The sequence below is a fragment of the Litorivivens sp. genome (genome assembly GCF_041624475.1).
GTDB lineage: Bacteria > Pseudomonadota > Gammaproteobacteria > Pseudomonadales > Spongiibacteraceae > Litorivivens.
Window position 1 is genome coordinate 178,662 of the sequence record NZ_JBFJUX010000005.1, and the last position, 16,500, is coordinate 195,161.

The 16,500-nt window shown below is 56.6% G+C and carries 13 protein-coding genes; 7 read left to right on the plus strand and 6 right to left on the minus strand.

All coding sequences use genetic code 11. The annotated features are described in order from the left end of the window. Positions 1-44: 44 nt before the first annotated feature. The 3 genes from ABY734_RS08310 (at position 45) to ABY734_RS08320 (ending at position 5,835) form a co-directional block, all read left to right on the plus strand. Complete coding sequence (locus ABY734_RS08310; RefSeq protein ID WP_372778515.1) at positions 45-1,121, plus strand: efflux RND transporter periplasmic adaptor subunit; 1,077 nt, start codon at positions 45-47, stop codon at positions 1,119-1,121. Beyond that, positions 1,118-4,249 (plus strand): efflux RND transporter permease subunit, encoded by a 3,132-nt coding sequence (locus ABY734_RS08315; RefSeq protein ID WP_372778517.1) that lies wholly within the window; start codon positions 1,118-1,120, stop codon positions 4,247-4,249. Before ABY734_RS08310 ends, ABY734_RS08315 begins: the two co-directional genes overlap by 4 nt. A gap of 248 nt (positions 4,250-4,497) precedes the next feature. Beyond that, positions 4,498-5,835 (plus strand): hypothetical protein, encoded by a 1,338-nt coding sequence (locus ABY734_RS08320; RefSeq protein WP_372778518.1) that lies wholly within the window; start codon positions 4,498-4,500, stop codon positions 5,833-5,835. 199 nt (positions 5,836-6,034) lie between these two features. Here ABY734_RS08320 and mtnC read toward each other — a convergent pair whose 3' ends face one another. From mtnC to ABY734_RS08350, 6 genes are all read right to left on the minus strand, one after another. After that, positions 6,035-6,733, minus strand: coding sequence for an acireductone synthase (mtnC, locus tag ABY734_RS08325; protein ID WP_372778520.1), 699 nt, complete (start codon positions 6,731-6,733; stop codon positions 6,035-6,037). After that, a complete protein-coding gene (locus ABY734_RS08330) occupies positions 6,733-7,278 on the minus strand; it encodes an acireductone dioxygenase (RefSeq protein ID WP_372778521.1) in 546 nt (181 codons plus the stop codon). The genes mtnC and ABY734_RS08330 overlap by 1 nt, the downstream gene beginning before the upstream one ends. Before the next feature lie 24 nt (positions 7,279-7,302). Beyond that, on the minus strand, positions 7,303-7,917 hold the full coding sequence (locus tag ABY734_RS08335) for a methylthioribulose 1-phosphate dehydratase (RefSeq protein ID WP_372778522.1): 615 nt from the start codon (positions 7,915-7,917) through the stop codon (positions 7,303-7,305). Positions 7,918-8,005: 88 nt separating this feature from the next. Next, positions 8,006-8,635 (minus strand): lysophospholipid acyltransferase family protein, encoded by a 630-nt coding sequence (locus tag ABY734_RS08340; RefSeq protein ID WP_372778523.1) that lies wholly within the window; start codon positions 8,633-8,635, stop codon positions 8,006-8,008. A gap of 42 nt (positions 8,636-8,677) precedes the next feature. Then, on the minus strand, positions 8,678-9,514 hold the full coding sequence (locus tag ABY734_RS08345; RefSeq protein WP_372778524.1) for a DUF6279 family lipoprotein: 837 nt from the start codon (positions 9,512-9,514) through the stop codon (positions 8,678-8,680). Positions 9,515-9,579: 65 nt separating this feature from the next. Then, positions 9,580-10,470: an alpha/beta fold hydrolase gene (locus ABY734_RS08350; protein ID WP_372778525.1), complete on the minus strand. Its 891-nt coding sequence runs from the start codon at positions 10,468-10,470 to the stop codon at positions 9,580-9,582. A gap of 129 nt (positions 10,471-10,599) precedes the next feature. Between ABY734_RS08350 and ABY734_RS08355 the strand changes: the two genes are divergently transcribed. Genes ABY734_RS08355 through ABY734_RS08370 form a run of 4 tightly spaced genes read left to right on the plus strand, consistent with a single transcriptional unit; the run spans position 10,600 to position 16,495 of the window. Then, positions 10,600-11,256, plus strand: coding sequence for a TetR/AcrR family transcriptional regulator (locus tag ABY734_RS08355; RefSeq protein ID WP_372778526.1), 657 nt, complete (start codon positions 10,600-10,602; stop codon positions 11,254-11,256). 51 nt (positions 11,257-11,307) lie between these two features. Continuing rightward, the gene (locus ABY734_RS08360; protein WP_372778527.1) at positions 11,308-13,671 is read left to right on the plus strand and encodes a TonB-dependent receptor; all 2,364 of its coding nucleotides are present in this window, start codon (positions 11,308-11,310) and stop codon (positions 13,669-13,671) included. 17 nt (positions 13,672-13,688) lie between these two features. Next, positions 13,689-14,846, plus strand: coding sequence for a PHB depolymerase family esterase (locus ABY734_RS08365; RefSeq protein WP_372778528.1), 1,158 nt, complete (start codon positions 13,689-13,691; stop codon positions 14,844-14,846). Positions 14,847-14,878: 32 nt separating this feature from the next. Then, the gene (locus ABY734_RS08370) at positions 14,879-16,495 is read left to right on the plus strand and encodes a long-chain fatty acid--CoA ligase (protein WP_372778529.1); all 1,617 of its coding nucleotides are present in this window, start codon (positions 14,879-14,881) and stop codon (positions 16,493-16,495) included. Positions 16,496-16,500: the final 5 nt, after the last annotated feature.

Sequence of the window (16,500 nt, forward strand, 5' to 3'; positions counted from 1 at the left end):
CGACTACGAAAACTACCGACATTGCTCTGGGATGTGCTCCGATCGTGTTTCGAAAACTGGTTAACCTCGTCTTTTTCCTGGTGATACTCGCCGGCGCTGCGCTGCTTGCCAAAGAACTGGTAGACAGCCGCGAGCCCTTAAATGCCAAGCCCCGGCAGAGCAAGCCGCCGCTGGTGCAGGTCCATACCCTCAAACAGCAGGGCGCCCAGATCACACTGCGCTCTCACGGCACCGTACAGGCGAAGATCTCATTGCAACTCACCAGCGATATTGCCGGGCGGGTTATCTGGGTGAACCCGGCCCTGGTCACGGGCGTCATTCTGGCCCCCGACACGCCCATCGCCCGGATCGATAAAACCCAGTACGAACTGGCGCTGGCCCAGGCCCAGCTAGCACTGCGCGATGCCGAGCTATCCCTGGCGGACGCCCACACCCGCTTTAAAACGCAGAGCCCCCGCCACCCCCAGATTCGCCGTTCCGAGGCCCAGGTCGCCGCCGCCAAAGCCCAGATCAAAAAGGCCCGCACCGATCTTTCCCGCACCGAAATCAAACTGCCGGTGGAAGCGCTGGTGACAGGCAAACAGGTTGCCCTGGGGCAGTACGTGGCTCCCGGCACGGTGCTCGCCAGCCTGCAGGCAGTCGACGAGGTGGAAATTGCCCTGCCGGTTTCACCAAAAGAGCTGGAGCTGTTGCATGCGGCGGGCGACGCCTCGATTCAGTTAAAGCCGGTCAACAAACAAAACGGCAGCTGGACAGCCAGCCTGGCGCGGCTGAATCAACAGCTGGATCAGAATACCCGAGTCGCCTATGCGGTGGCCTCGGTCAGCAAACCCTATGAACTGCCCGTCCCGCTGAGAATCGGCCAATTTGTTGAAGCGGAGATTCAGGGTATTACCCTCGACGAGGGGTTCCGGGTGCCGACCAGCGCCCTGTTTGAGAACAGCCACGTTTACCGGGTACAGGACAGCAATCAGCTGGAGCGCGTGAACATAGAGCTGCTCCGCCAGGAGGCGCGCAGCGCCGTTATCCGCGGTGAATTGAGTGTGGGCGACCGGCTGGTGCTGAGCCGGCTGGATATCATGAGCGACGGCATGTCGGTTGCGGTGGACGCCACGCCATGAGTTCGAACGATCGTCGCAGCGGCGCCATCGGCTGGATGGCAAGCAACCCGGTTGCCGCCAATCTGCTGATGGCGGTGGTTATGGTCGCCGGTCTGATCTCGCTGATGGACCTGCGCAAAGAGGTGTTTCCCACCTTCCCCACCGAGATGATCCGTATCACGGTACCCTATCCTGGCAGCTCTCCCGCTGAAGTGGAAGAAGGCATCCTGATCAAGATCGAGGAAGCCCTGCAGGATATGGAGGGCATCGAAGAAATGACCTCCGAGGCACGGGAAAATGTCGGCACCGTGCTGGTTCAGATGTACCCCAATTCCGATATGCCCACCGCCTTGAACGACGTCACCTCGCGGATAAACGCTATCGCCTCCTTCCCTCTGGAAGCGGAAAAACCGGTCATTGAGGAAATTCTCGCCAAGGTCCAGACCATCAATCTGACCATTGCCGGGAGTCAACTCAGCGAACACGAACTCAAGGCGCTGGCCGAAGAGGTACGCGACGATCTGCTGGCCACCGAAGCCATTACCCAGATTGATCTGGTCGGGGTGCGCGACTATGAACTGGCTATTGAACTGTCAGACGCCACCCTGCGTCAGTACGGCCTCACCTTTGATCAGGTGGTGAATATCGTGCGCAGCAAATCTGCCAACCTGCCCGGTGGCAACCTGCGCACTCATAGCGGCACGATTACCCTGCGCTCACAGGGTCAGGCCTACAGCGGAGAGGATTACCGCAAGTTGCCTCTGCTGACCCGGCCGGATGGAACCCGCCTGCTGTTGGGCGATATTGCCAATGTCCGCGACGACTTCAGCGAACAGCCCATTTTGAGCCGCCTCAACGGTGAGCGGGGTGCCCGGCTGACCATCTATACCCTCGGCTCACAGAATGCGCTGCAAATCAGCGAGGCCGTCAAAAATTACGTCGCCGACAAGCGGGCCAAACTGCCCGAGGGCGTCACCCTCAATGCCTGGTTCGACAACTCCCGCATACTCAAGGGGCGCATCGACCTGCTGCTGAAAAATGCGGCCCAGGGCGGCCTGCTGGTGCTGATCGCCTTAACCCTCTTTCTGCGCCTGAGTATGGCCTTCTGGGTATTGATCGGCGTGCCCTTCAGCTTCCTCGGCGCCATGTGGATGATGGGCCTGCCGATGTTCGACTATTCCATCAACGTACTGTCGCTGTTTGGCTTTCTGCTGGTGCTGGGGATTGTGGTGGACGACGCCATCGTCACCGGCGAGAGCGGCTACACCTATCTGGAACGGGAAAAGCAGGGCCTCGACAGTATTGTGCATGGCGTCAAGCGCGTGTCTGTGGCAACTATTTTTGGCGTCCTCACCACCATGATTGCCTTTACCCCCATGCTGACCATGACCTCAGACATGGGCCGCTTTGGCTCCAACATCGCCTTCGTGGTAATTGCCTGCCTGTTTTTCTCATTGATAGAAACCAAACTGATTCTGCCTACTCACCTGCGGCATATCGATGTTCACAAGGAGCGGCGCGGCCTGTTGCCCGCCTTGCAGAAAGGTTTCGATCGCCTGCTGACGGGTTTTATCCAGCGCGTCTACCGCCCCGTGTTGCAGACCTTTCTTCGCTACCGCTACATCACGCTGGCGGTTTTTGTGGGCAGTTTTCTTATTGTGCTCAGCTTTATTCCGGCCGGCATCGTGCGCTTTGTATTTTTCCCGGACATTCCTTCTGACGAAATCAAAATTGTGCTGCGGTTGCCCCCAAGTGCCCCCTATCAGCTCACCCACAACTACGCGCTAAAGATTGAACAGGCTGCGACGGAGGTAAACGCCCGCTACCACGAAGTGAGTGGCGACATGCGGGACGTGATTGCCGACCTGGAAGTGCTGAGCGAATCCGATAGCCGCGCCGATATCTGGGCCGCGCTTATTCCGTCGGAAGAGCGAAACATCAACTCCGTCACCATTGCCCAGTGGTGGCGCGAGGCGATTGGCCCGCTGCCCGGCGTCAAGGAACTCAGCTTTGACGCCAAGGCCGGCCCCGGCGGCGGCATCGATCTCGACGTGGCCCTGGAATCTGACGATCTGGCCGAGCTACAACGGGCCGCCAGCGATCTCAAAAACCGATTGCAGAATATCGACGGTGTTTTCGATATTCGCGACACCTTCGGTGCCGGCGCGCCGGAAGTCGACATTCAGATCAAACCCGCCGGCGAACTTCTTGGCCTTGGCCAGGCGGAAATCGCGCGCCAAGTGCGCCAGGCCTTTTTCGGCGCCGAGATTCAGCGCTTTCAGCGCGGCCGCCACGAGGTTCGGGTGTATGCCCGTCTGCCGCTGGAAGAACGCAACACCCTGCGAACGCTGGAGCAGCTCTGGATCAACCTGCCCAACGGTGAGCGCGTACCCTTCAGCGAGGTCGCCGAAGCCCGTTATGCCTCGGGTATTTCCAGCATCAAACGGATTGACCGGCAGCGGGTCGTCAATATTCAAACCGGCATAGACAAGGCCACCATCGAACCGGACGAGGTGGTGCGCATCTTACAGGCGGATATATTGCCCGCCCTGAAAGCCGATCATCCGAGTATTCGCTACCGCTTTGCCGGTCAGGTAGAAGAACAACAGCAGGATACCCGTGAGCTGAAAAAAAGCGGCGTCATCGTGCTGCTGCTGATTTTCGCCGCTCTGGCCATTCCGTTGAAATCCTATGTGCAACCGCTTTACATCATGTCGGCCATACCCTTTGCGGTGGTCGGCGCCATTATCGGCCACTGGCTGACCGGCAATGCGTTCAGCTTTTTGTCGATCGTGGGCGTGCTCGCTCTGGCCGGTGTGGTGGTGAACGATTCGCTGGTACTGGTGGACTTTGTCAATCAGAAGGTTGCCAGCGGCACCGACAAACTAGTCGCCGTAGTAGAAGCCGGACAGGCGCGCTTTCGCGCGGTTATCCTCACCTCGCTGACCACCTTCCTCGGGCTGCTGCCGATCCAGTTGGAAACCTCCATACAGGCACAGTTTATTATCCCGATGGCGGTGTCAGTCGGCTTTGGTATTCTGTTTGCCACCGGCGTAACCCTGTTTCTGGTGCCGATACTGTTTTATATCGCCGATGATTTTGGCCGTTTGTTCAGTGGCAAAAAAACAGAGGCAAGCGCTTCCGCTTAATACGATACTGCGCCCTCCCTCATCCCAACCTTCTCCCAAGGGGAGAAGGGGCTTGGGCTTCGTCTTTTTAGCCACAATATAGCCATGCACTTGATTCATAAGGTAGCCGAAAGCAGCCTCTTCAAATGACATGGCTCGGTTGCTGGAGTAGCGTTTTGAAAATGTGTATAAATATCTGAAAAATGCTCTAAACCGCGATGGGTAAGGTCAGCTCCAACCAACCCAGCTCATGATAAGTCGAGGCTGAAATGGAAATCACACCCTACAAGAATGGAATACATTCCTTAGCATGTGGATTAAGAAATCTAAAGGGTTTTCTCGATAGCGGGGATGATCCATACTTGATGAAAGAGGTTATCATTAAAGTTCACCACGGATTGGAGACACTATTTAAAGACCTTCTATTTCAAAAGAATCCCATTTTTATTCTTGACGAAAAAACCACCTTAAAGGACATTCTTTCTTACTATCAGGGATTCTTCGAGGGTAAAAATAACTACCTTTTCGATGATGCTAAAACCATAAGCCCTACGGAAACTATTCAAAGATTGATCTCTTTAAAAGTTATTGATGGCATTAAGAAAAGAGAGCTAACCCAGCTGATTTCTTCATTTGACGTTTTGAATAGCGTTAGAAACCAACTGCAGCATTTCGCAATAAAGGCTGACCCTGATTCCTTGGTGAGAGTTATGGGAAATTTGATCCCTAGATCTGTTTCTGTGCTGAAAAGCTGTTACACATCACCCAACAACCTTCCTCACCAGATAAGAGCCAGTATTTTACCTCACACCCCACTCCAAGGGATGGAAAAACTATTTGGCCAGTTTAGAAATATAGAAACAGACCTCAACAGTATATATGACGAAGCCACCTTGGTTCTTAATGACCTAGAACGACGTTATGACGTTTTGCTCAATGAGGCCATCCATAAATTCAAAGCGAGCACTGCTAAGCAACTCCCAATTAATATCAAAATAAGGGATCACGGCCATTGTGGCGCGCCACCTTACATGCCAGAAATCACTTTGCTGGGATGGGCAAAGGAAAACCTTTCACCGCATAGGAATGGACGTGAAAATAGATTTTCTTACGGAAATGAACTTATATCAGCAACGTATGAAGGATCAACAAAAATCGAGCAGCCGGAAGTTTTAGAAGAGGCCAATGAATCTTACGGCATGACCAAATGCAAAACGAACATACTTATAAATGCAAAGATATTTGTTCAGAATCCAACAGGGTTCTTTGATATCCCAGACTATGAGGAGTACATACCTTTCATTAAGTTGCCAGAAATAGATTTGACCGTCGAGGTCATTTGTGAATCTGAGGGATTATTCAATGATCATCATTTTGACATAGGCAAAGTGAATAATCTGAGCGGCAAGCTAACTTTAGATCTGAGCTCCATGACCTATGGCGCTATAGACACTGATCCCTCAATCAGTGCATTGCAAGTAGTCAATTTAGATTCTAGTAATACTTCTCTACGCTTGCATTCGTTTGTAGAGTCAAATAGAAAGCTAAGAGATAATTATTCCCTTGATATAGGCATAGAGGAGAATGCGGACCTTGTGTTCTCATAGGCCGAACACAGCGGTGCTAGGGAAAGCCTACGCTACACTTCGGCTTGCTCCGGAGCTCAGCGTAGAGACTGTCAAAAAACCACTAAATTAATACCAATCGGATACCCACGACTGTCCGCTTATTACCAACAGCGGACGTCCCTTACGCTAGGCAAAACTGCTTTACAATAAGGAGTCTGACCCAATGTATGGGCAATCCTCAGAGCAAAGTGATAGCCTCGAAGCTTGTCGCACTGGGGTAGCGGTGTGCAGCCACCGGCGCATTGCCGGGGCGCTCCAGCAAGCACACCTGAAAACCGGCCTGCGCTGCGGCGTCCAGCTCTTCTTGCACGTCTGACAGAAACAGCGTGTTTTCAGGCGAGGCACTGACAGAGCCAGCGATAGCGCGATAGCTTTCCGCCTCTTTTTTGCCGCCCACGGTAGTATCAAAGTGACCGTCAAACAGCGGCAGTAAATTACCCGCTTCGGAAAACTCAAAAAACAGTTTCTGCGCCAACACCGAGCCTGAGGAATAAACGCAAAGGCTTAACCCCCGCTCCTTCCACTCCCGCAGGCGCGGCGCGACATCGGGATAAACATGGGCCCGGTAATCGCCGCTGCGGTAGCCCGCCTCCCAGATATACCCCTGCAGGGTTTTCAGTGGCGTTGCCTTGACGTCATTGCGAATCCACTCCAGCAGCTGCTCAATCTGTGCCTCCAGTGTCGGCGATTGCAATCCGGCCTCGCGATTGAGCGCCTCCAGTTGTTCGGCGACCGCGGGCTCCTGTGCATGGGCGCGTACATAGGCTGGCAGATGTTCTGCCGCATAGGGAAACAGCACATCGTGAACAAAGGAGATGGAGCTGGTGGTGCCTTCGATATCGGTCACCACCGCGTTAACGTCTTTGAAATCCGGCATCAGCTGTCCAGTCGCGAGAACTGATCGGCTATCTCACTGCCCGTATAGTGAGCCACCCAGCCTTCCTGATTATTGAAAAACCGAATGGCCACCAGATGTGGCTCCGGCCCCATATCAAACCAGTGCGGGGTATTGGCGGGCACGCTGATCAGGTCGCCCTTTTCGCACAGCACTTCATAAACCTTTTCCCCAATGTGCAGTGAGAACAGGCCTTTGCCTTCAACAAAGAAGCGGACTTCGTCTTCGCTGTGGGTGTGCTCGGACAGAAACCTCTGACGCAGGGCCTCTTTGTCGGGGTTTTCCGCGCGGATGCTGATCACGTCGACCGTCTGATAGCCCTCTTCGTTTACCAGCCGACTGATGTCCGCGTCATAGGCTCCCAGCACCTTGTCCTGGCTGTCACCGGCCGCGATATCGGCACCGGCCTGCCATTGTTCAAAGCGAACGCCGGCAAGCCCCAACAAGCGGGCGATATCTTTCGGACTGCTGCTTTTTTGCAGGGCTACGCCGGGGCGACTGTCGGAATAAATATGTAACTGGCTCAAAGTCGTGCCTCCTCCTGTAACTCATTAACGGCGCAGGCGTTCCCTATCCAGAGCGCATTGAAACAAAAAATCCAGGGCTTCCAGCTCGCGGCAACAGGCGTCGAGGCTATCGCCCCAGCAATAGACGCCGTGCCCCCGTATCGCATAGGCCGGGCAATCGGGATGCTGATCAAAATAACGATCAACCTCAGTCGCAAGCGCAGCGATATCCTGAGTGTTGTCAAATACCGGGATCCGCAACACCGACTCGTGGGTGGTCACGCCGGCAAAAGCCTTCTGCAACTCGTAGCCTTCAAACAGTATTTCACTCTCGGGCCGGTGCAGGGTCAACACCGTGGATGCCGGTGTATGGCAGTGCAGTGCCGCGTTTACGCTAGGTAAGCGCGCATAAAGCTGGGTGTGCAACAGGGTTTCCGCTGAGGGCTTGCCTCCATCTGTCGGCTCGCCGTTGAGAGCGACCGCAAGAAAATCCTGTTCGTTGAGCCTCCCCTTGTGACGACCCGATGCGGTTACCAGCACACTGCTGTCACTCAGGCGCATGGAGAAATTGCCGCTGGTCGCCGGCACCCAGCCGCGCGCGTGAAGCTCCCGGCCAGTCGCCGCCAGCGCCCTGGCTTTGGCAAGAAAATCGCTGTTCAAGCTTCACCCCTGTTCGGCATCCATTGCACCTTTCGTCATGGCTGTGGCGCGGGAGTATACTCCCGCAGAATCGGGTCGCAAGGGTTTTTCAGCGGTTTTCGAGCGCGTCGCTGCGGATAAAATTTTCCGGAAAGCGGGGTATCACCTGATCGTAGTCCGCGCGCAATTTCTTCATGTCGGCTTCCACCTGACCGGTGGGGTAGAAGGGCGCCCAGATACCCGCGCGTCGGCGCCCCGTATCCAGATAGCAGCGCACAATAGGTACGCCCGCCTCGCGAGCAATATGGTAGAAGCCGCGCTTCCACTCCGGCACCGGGCTGCGGGTCCCCTCCGGCGCAATAATCAGCACCATTTCTTCAGCCTGTTCGAATTCGTCGACCAACTGCTGCACAAAGTTATGACGACTGCTGCGCTCAACCGGAATACCACCGAGCCAACGCAGTACGCTGCCTACCGGGCCGATGAACACACTGTGCTTGATCATGAACTTAACCCGGCGCTTGAGCAGCAGCCCCACCGGAAACATCAACAGAAAATCCCAGTTGCTGGTATGGGGGGCGACGATAAGAACGTATTTTTTCTCACTTGGCGCATCCACGTGGTGAGTCCAGCCACGCCACTTCAACAGCGGTAAAGCGATGCGCTCCAGCAGCCGGATTATCCAGGGGTGGTCAAAAATATTGGGGGCATTTCTCAGGGTATCAGCAGCCTGCATCATCTTTTTATGGTCCGCACACGGTAATTCCACAGAGCGAAAATATTAGCCCTGCGACTGCAACTGGCGGATATCTTCGGCGATTTCACTGAGTTCTTCAAGCAAGTGGCTGCGCTGCCCAGCGGTGAGATTTTGCCCCAGCCAGACCATCAGTTCATTGGCCCGACGGCGGTTATCCTCCAGCCTGCGGCGCTCCCAAGGCTGCAATGCCTGTTCATCCACCACCATCAGAGCGCGCAACGGTTCTTGCAGGTCTCGGTTTTTACGCTGGTCGAGCAAGGCTTCAAAAACGGCATGCCGCTTAAGCCGCTGACTGTGCCAGAGGGTATAGACATCCGGCGCGGTGCTGGCCCAGGCCTCCACCCGCTCGCGCTGGGCCGGAGTCACCTCGCCCGCCCACTGGGCGAGCGTATCCAGCACCCGCTCGCGCCGACGCTCAATCAACTCTTCTTCGGGAATGGCCACCCATTTGCGGTAGAACTCGTCGTTTTTCTCGGAAAGCGACGCCAGCAGTTGAGCGGCCTGCTTATCGCTCAAGGAGGGGATTTCCCGCGCCAGCGCTCGCAGCGATTTATCCAGCAAGCGCTGCCAGACCTGCTCTAGCTCGGTATTGAGCTGCTGATAGTTCGCATCGGTCACGCCGGTTTTCAACGTGGATTGAAGTTGCAGAATCAAGGCGTGATAGCGCGGTAACTCCTGGCGGCGGTGCCAGTCGTGCAGCTGGTCGACGTGGGTCTCCAGCCGAGCCTGCTGGTCGGCGGACAGATCCACCAGCTTTTCAATCTGCCAGCGAACAAACCAGTCCGCACGATTGTAGGCAAACTGGGTGCTGCTGCAGGCACCGAGGAACAGCACCAGAATCAAACATGCGCCGCGCAACACCCTAGCCTCGTTGAATTCAAAAAAGTAAGGAGCAGCCTAACGGATTGGCGACACGCCGACCAGAATCAATCCAGGTTGAGCAGACTGACCGCCTGCTCAACCACTGCCGCGGCGCCCTTCGGCCCCATCACAATAGTGTAGTGATTCACATCGGGCACAGGCTGCCAGCACATTGCCGGGTAACGGGCCTGCAGCTCATCCAGGCGGTCGTCGGAATACAGTGGTTCATCGTCCATTATGCCGCGCGGCGCCTGCAGGAAATTCAGCCGCACCGTGAGTCTTTCCAGCGAGCGCGGAATCACATCGCTCATCAGCTGGCTTTCGGTATCGAGAATAATGGCTTCTTTGTTGATCGGCGCATGCAAATCACCCGGTTCGCCGACCAGATCAGAGGGCAGGTAATCACAAAAGGCCTGCCAGTCTTCGTCTCGCGCAAAGGCAGGGTGCTGACGCCAGTAGTCGCGGTAATCGTCCATGGAGTCAAACCGCATACCCAGGCGCTGCATGGAGGGGCCGATGATTTGCTCAATCAGCTGCTCCGGCGTCACCCCCGGCGGCACCTCATCAAACAGCGGCAGGCCGCCATCGACCAGCAAGACCTGCTTGATCCGTGTCGAGTAATTGGCCTGGGTGGCCGTGGTTATAAAGCCACCCATCGAATGCCCGATCATCAGGTCTGCCGCTTCCAGCGACAGCGCATCGAGCACGGCGACCATGTCTTCGGCGTGGGCCAGCATCCCCCAGGGCCCGGTGATAGCAGCGCTGCGAGCGCGGCCACGATGGTCCGGCACGATAACGCGGCAGCGGCCCGCCAGGGCCTCTGCTACCAATTTGAATGATTGGCGGTTCGAGGTAATGCCGTGGGAGCACAAAACCACTGGCCCGCTGTCTCCCCAGACACCGACGCTTAACACGCCCCCCTTTACCTCGACTTCGATTTCCCGGTACGAAGACATAGCTCCCTCTGGTTTTATCATTATTCTGTTCCGATCAAAAAACCTAACGATCGTTCGTTGACAAAGCAAAAACTATCTCTAAAATGCAAAAATATCAACCATAAAAATACTAACGATCGTTCTTATATTATGCCTATGCACATCACTTCCGCCGATAACGTACGCCGCCTGGCCAGCGCTACAACTGCTCTGCCAGCCGACGTGACCCCGACCGGACCCAAGGCCGGCATACTCAACGTGGCCCTGCGGCTGTTTGCCGAACAGGGTTACGCGGGCGCCTCAATCCGCGACATCGCGCAGGCCTGTGGCCTCAAGCCCGCCTCGCTGTATGCCCACTATGCCTCCAAGGAACAGTTGCTGGCCCAGCTCATCAATATCGGTCACGAAGAACACTTCAAGATGGTGCAGGAGGCGGTGGTCGATGCCCAGCCAGAACCACTGGAGCAGCTCAAAGCCTATGTAGCAGGCCATGTTCGCTTTCACGCCGAATTTCCCATGCTGGCGACGCTGGTAAACCATGAGTTGCATGCACTGTCCGCCGAGGAAGTGATCACCGCGCTCAAACTCCGGGAGCAGTCTACCGATCTGCTGATGCACATCCTCAAGCGCGGTCAAACCCTTGGCGCCTTTGCCAAGGACTACGATCACTGGCTGGCCGGCGCCGCTATTGGTGCGATGGGCATACGGGTCGCCAATTGGTATTCAGAGCATCACGAGAAATCGATCGACGAAATCATCAGCACGTATCAGACATTTGCCTGCCGCCTGGTAGGCCAGGGCGAGTAACACGCCCTTTCACACTCGCCCAGAGAGCTATAACAACAGGAGAACACGGGCATGAAAAAGTACTATAAAGTCATAACGACGGCGGCGGCCCTCAGCCTGCTTGGCGCACCCAGCCACGGGCAGGAAGCGGGCGCCAAACGCACTCGCGTTATAGAAGAAATCATTGTGTCGGCACAAAAGCGCGACGAAGCGGTGCAGGACGTTCCTATTTCCATGTCGGTGATGGATGCTGACTTTATGGTTGAGCAGGGTGTCACCGACCTGCGTGAAGCCCTGCTCTACGTACCCAACGTAGCCGTCGAACAGGCGGGCTTTTTTGCCGCCCCCCGCGCCCGCGGCTTTACCTTTAACAACAATAACAAAGCCTTTGAGCCGCCGCTGGGGCTGGCGATCGACGGCGTCCCCTACACCCGCATCCCCTACTTTCTGGCGGCCACCTTCGACCTGAAACGCATCGAAGTTTTGCGCGGTCCTCAGGGAACAACTTTCGGCAAAAACACAACGGCCGGCCTGATCCACATGCTCACGGCAGACCCCAGCGACACCTTCACCGGCAACTTCAGTGCGCAGACCGGCGACTTCGAACGCGAACGCTATGAAGCCAGTTTTGGTGGCCCACTGATTTCCGATGTGGTGAATTTCCGGCTCGCTGCCTTTACCGATACCCGTGACGGCTTCGTCGAAAATACAACCGACGATGTGAATCCGAAAGCCCAGGAAAATTTCCGTGGGCACGACCGCGACGGTTACCGTATCAAGCTGGAATTCCCCGATGTGCTGGGTGCCCAGTTAAAACTGAGCTGGGAAGATGTCGATCTGGAAGACCTCGGCACGGGCTTTGAAATTATTCGCGCCTCGGAAGAAGTTCGCGAATTCCTGCGCGCCTATGACCCCAACACGGACTTTGAACAAGGCAACTTTAAGGCCTCACTCGACGATCAGGACGGCCGCCAGGTAAATATCAAAACCTTCAATATGCAGCTCAACTATGACATTGCAGATTGGGGCCTGGTTTTTGTTGGCGGGCACTCGGTACTGGAGCAGACCCTTAGTCTCGACACCGACTTCACACCCGCGCCTGCCACCCTCGGCCTCGGGGGCGACAGATCGCCAACCAAAACCGCTGAATTTCGTGTGATATCGCCCACCCTGGATGGACTGTTTGGGCTCGACAGCCTGTTTGGTGCGGATCTCGGCAGCAGCGATTTTGTTGCCGGGGTTTTCTATCAGGATCGCGAAATCAACGACAGCTATTTCCGTTTTATCTTTGATCTGCCCTCCTACCTCGGATTGATTGCTGCCGCAGGTTCCAGTGATTCGGCACTGGCCTACTCCCTGCTACCTAACCTCGGCGAAGACCAGCTGGTTGAGGATTTCACCCAGACTTTTGAACAGGAAGCAGAATCTCTGGCTGCCTTTGCCGAGTTCAAATGGCACTTCCTGCAGGACTGGACCTTGCAGGTGGGCATGCGCAACGGCGAAGAGAAAAAGACCGGCGAATGGAAACAGTTCTACAACCAGCCACAACCGGCGGTAGTTCTGCCACAAGCGGGTATTCAGGAATTCGAAGCCAAACGGGTGCAGGAAGACAATCAGTTCCAGCACAAGGTGTCGATCAACTGGCAGCCCACGGATAACATCAGCCTGTTTCTGCACCGCGCTGAAGGGGTCAAGGGTGGCGGCTTCAATGCCTTTGCCTTCCGCGGCGTTGAAGACGAACTGGTGTTCTTCCCGGAATTTACCACCGAGTGGAGTTTTAATGCCAAGACCAGCTGGTTCGACAATACCCTCAACGCCAACCTCTCAATTTTCCGGATGGACGTTGATGACTTTCAGGTGCTGAGCCGTGCACCGGAGCGCACCACCATCGGCATCGGCGTGACCCTAGTTAAGAACGCTGCTGAGGCGCGTTCGCAGGGTGTCGAAGGCGATATTCACTGGCTGGTCAACGACTGGTTCAGCCTGATCGGCACCATTGGCTACAACGAAACCGAATACCTGAAATTTACCGACAACGAGTGCCCGCCGGATCGTACTGACGACCCGAACTGCGGCGACGCCAGCGGCAAGTCCTTCCCCTTTGCGCCGGAGTGGAACAATACACTGACCGGTCTGGTCCGCCTGCCTGTGTTTAACACCGGCCTTGAGCTGACCGCCAGCGCGACCATCGAACAGTTTTCCGAGCAGTTGCTTGACGTCGACCTGGATGAGCGCAAGCTTCAAGAGGGCTTCGAGCGCTACAAGGCCAGTCTGGGCATCGCTCACCCGGCTCAGGGCTGGAGCCTGAAGGTTATCGGTGAAAACCTGACTGACGAGAAGACCGGCATTCGTCAGGGCGATCTGTTCTCGGGTGTCTTTGTTGAGATTGCTGAACAACCTCGCACGGTTTACGCGCAGTTTGACTGGCGCTTCTGAGCGCGGGAGGTTCCCGTATGAATGCTGTACATCCACTAAAGGTCCTGCGCTACCTGACAGTCGCACTGGCCGCCCTGCTGCTCGCCGGCTGTAACGACTCCAGCAGCTCGACCAGCTCAAGCGCTGCCGGCAGCGCCAGCTTCCGCCAGCTGCGTTTTGCCGAAAGCGGCCTGCCGGAGCGGGACTACTATCTGTATGTGCCCAGCTCCCTGCCGGCCAATGCGCCGCTTGTGGTATATCTGCACGGCTGCAACCAGACCGCAACCCAGGCCGCCATTGGTACCCGCTGGAACGAGTTGGCCGAACAGCAGGGTTTTGTTGTGGTCTATCCGGAACAGAAGAACCCTAACAACGAGGAAGACCCTGCCGAACAGACCAACGGCCACCTCAGCGATGGCAACGGCATCAACTGCTGGAACTGGTTCCGGCCGGAACACCAGTCACGCGACAGCGGCGAGCCGGCCACTATCGCCGGTATCACTCGCGCTGTCCTAAATCGCAGCGATCTCAATCTCGATGAAGACCGGGTTTTTCTGAGCGGCATGTCCGCCGGCGGCATTATGGCAAGCACCATGGGCGCCACCTACCCCGACCTCTACGCCGCCATCGCCGTGGTCGCCGGTTGCGGCTACCCGGCCTGTGGCGACACCACCGGCACGGCCGCCTATCAAGCTATGGCCACACAGGCGCGACGCCTGCCTGTCATTCTGTTTCACGGCACCGCCGATGAAATTGCGCCCATCGCCATGGGGGAAGACGCCCTGCAGCAGTGGCTCGGCAGCAACGACTGGATAGACAACGACCAGCTCGACAACTCCGTGGCACGGACACCGGCAGAAACCGTCCACATCGGTTTTGATGAAAGCCTTTTCGCTGGCGTAGGCAATGAGGGCGACACCTGTGTGCGCAATCAGAATTCCCCCTGCCTGGGCGGCCTGTTCGGCTTTGAAAGCTACCCGACAACGATCGAACGCTACACAGATGCCCGCGGCTGCCCACTGATCGATTTCTGGATTATTCACGGGCTCACTCACAACTACCCCGGCGGCAACCCCGAAGGCAATTTTGTCGACCCCATCGGGCCGGACATTACGCGCGCCAGCTACAACTTTTTCCTGGCCAATCCCAAAGGCAGCGTCTTTGAACGCGGCGCTATCAACTGCGCCACAGACTAAATCACTCGAATAAAAGCGATAGAGAGAGTCCCATGTTGCAGTCCACCATGATGACCCAACCGTTGACCCTGAACAGCCTGCTCGCTCGCTGCGGTTCTGTTTTTGCGGCGGTAGAGGTCATTTCCAACACGCCCTCCAAGCAACTCCACCACACCACCTACGGCAACATTGCCCGTCGCGCCCGGCAATTAGGCAGCGCCCTGCAGAAGGCTGGCGTAAAACCCGGCGACCGGGTTGCCACCCTAATGTGGAACCACTACGCCCACCTTGAATGCTATTTCGGTGTACCGGCCATCGGCGCGGTGCTGCACACGCTGAACCTGCGACTGCACCCCGACGATATTGCCTACATCGCCAATCATGCCGAAGACCGGATTCTGATTCTCGACGATATACTGCTGCCGCTCTACCGACAGTTCGCCGACAAGGCCAAATTTGAGCGGGTGATCGTTCTGAATTACGGTGGTGAAGCCCACGAATTCGAAGATTACGAGACTTTTCTCGCCAGCGGCGACGAGGCGTTCGAACCGGTCAGAATTTACGAAAACTGGGCCTGCGGCATGTGTTACACCTCTGGCACCACCGGCAAGCCCAAGGGCGTGCTCTACGGCCACCGCTCATCGGTTCTGCACGCCATGGGGTTTGCCCTGCCCGATGCGGGCAACCTTTCTTTTCGCGACACAGTGAGCCCGGTAGTCCCCATGTTTCACGCCAAAGCCTGGGGCCTGCCCTACGCCGCGGCCATGGTCGGCGCCCGGCTGGTGCTGCCCGGCCCCCACCTCGACGCCGAAAGCCTGCTCGATCTCTACACGGAAACCGGTGTCAATTTCACCGCCGGCGTGCCGACTATCTGGATGCGGGTTTACGAATCCCTCACCAAAGAACCCAGCCGCTGGAAACTGAAGGAAAGTCTGCGCCTGTTTGTCGGTGGCTCGGCAACGCCGTCATCGCTGATCGAGAATTTCCGCAGCCTCGGCATGACCCTGCAAACCGTCTGGGGCATGACAGAAACCTCGCCCATCGCCAGTGTCACCAGCCTGCGGCCGGAAATCGATGAGCTCGATGACAACGAACAGAAACGCTACCGCGCCCGTGCGGGCATTCCCCTGCCACTGGTGGAGCTGCGGGTGCGCTGCGAGGACGGAGCAATCGCCGACTGGGACGGTGAAACCGTCGGCGAACTGCAAGCCCGTGGCCCCTGGATCACCGGCAGCTACTACAATCGCCCCGACGCCGCTGACAGCTTCACTGAAGACGGCTGGTTCTGCACCGGCGATGTCGCCACGCTCACGCCGCTAGGCTACGTACAGATTTCCGACCGCACCAAGGATCTAATCAAGTCAGGTGGGGAGTGGATCAGTTCTGTGGATCTGGAGAATGAATTGATGGCCCACCCGGATGTCGCCGAGGCGGTGGTGATTGCTGTCAGCCACCCCAAATGGATGGAGCGCCCGCTAGCTGTTGTCGTTCGCAAGCCGGGCACGGAGGTCAGCAGCGACCAACTGAAGGATCACCTGAAGGGAAAATTTGCCAACTGGTGGATTCCCAACGACGTGGCCTTTGTCGAGGAAATCCCGAAAACCTCTACCGGCAAATTCATGAAACTGAAACTGCGAGAGCAGTTCGCCGACTGGGAGTGGAGCGCTTAAGCTCC

Coding starts and splice junctions, on each gene's coding strand:
- ABY734_RS08315 (WP_372778517.1), top strand. CDS start 1,118: ATGAGTTCGAACGATCGTCGCAGCGGCGCCATCGGCTGGATGGCAAGC.
- ABY734_RS08320 (WP_372778518.1), top strand. CDS start 4,498: ATGGAAATCACACCCTACAAGAATGGAATACATTCCTTAGCATGTGGA.
- mtnC (WP_372778520.1), bottom strand. CDS start 6,733: ATGCCGGATTTCAAAGACGTTAACGCGGTGGTGACCGATATCGAAGGC.
- ABY734_RS08340 (WP_372778523.1), bottom strand. CDS start 8,635: ATGATGCAGGCTGCTGATACCCTGAGAAATGCCCCCAATATTTTTGAC.
- ABY734_RS08350 (WP_372778525.1), bottom strand. CDS start 10,470: ATGTCTTCGTACCGGGAAATCGAAGTCGAGGTAAAGGGGGGCGTGTTA.
- ABY734_RS08355 (WP_372778526.1), top strand. CDS start 10,600: ATGCCTATGCACATCACTTCCGCCGATAACGTACGCCGCCTGGCCAGC.
- ABY734_RS08360 (WP_372778527.1), top strand. CDS start 11,308: ATGAAAAAGTACTATAAAGTCATAACGACGGCGGCGGCCCTCAGCCTG.
- ABY734_RS08365 (WP_372778528.1), top strand. CDS start 13,689: ATGAATGCTGTACATCCACTAAAGGTCCTGCGCTACCTGACAGTCGCA.
- ABY734_RS08370 (WP_372778529.1), top strand. CDS start 14,879: ATGTTGCAGTCCACCATGATGACCCAACCGTTGACCCTGAACAGCCTG.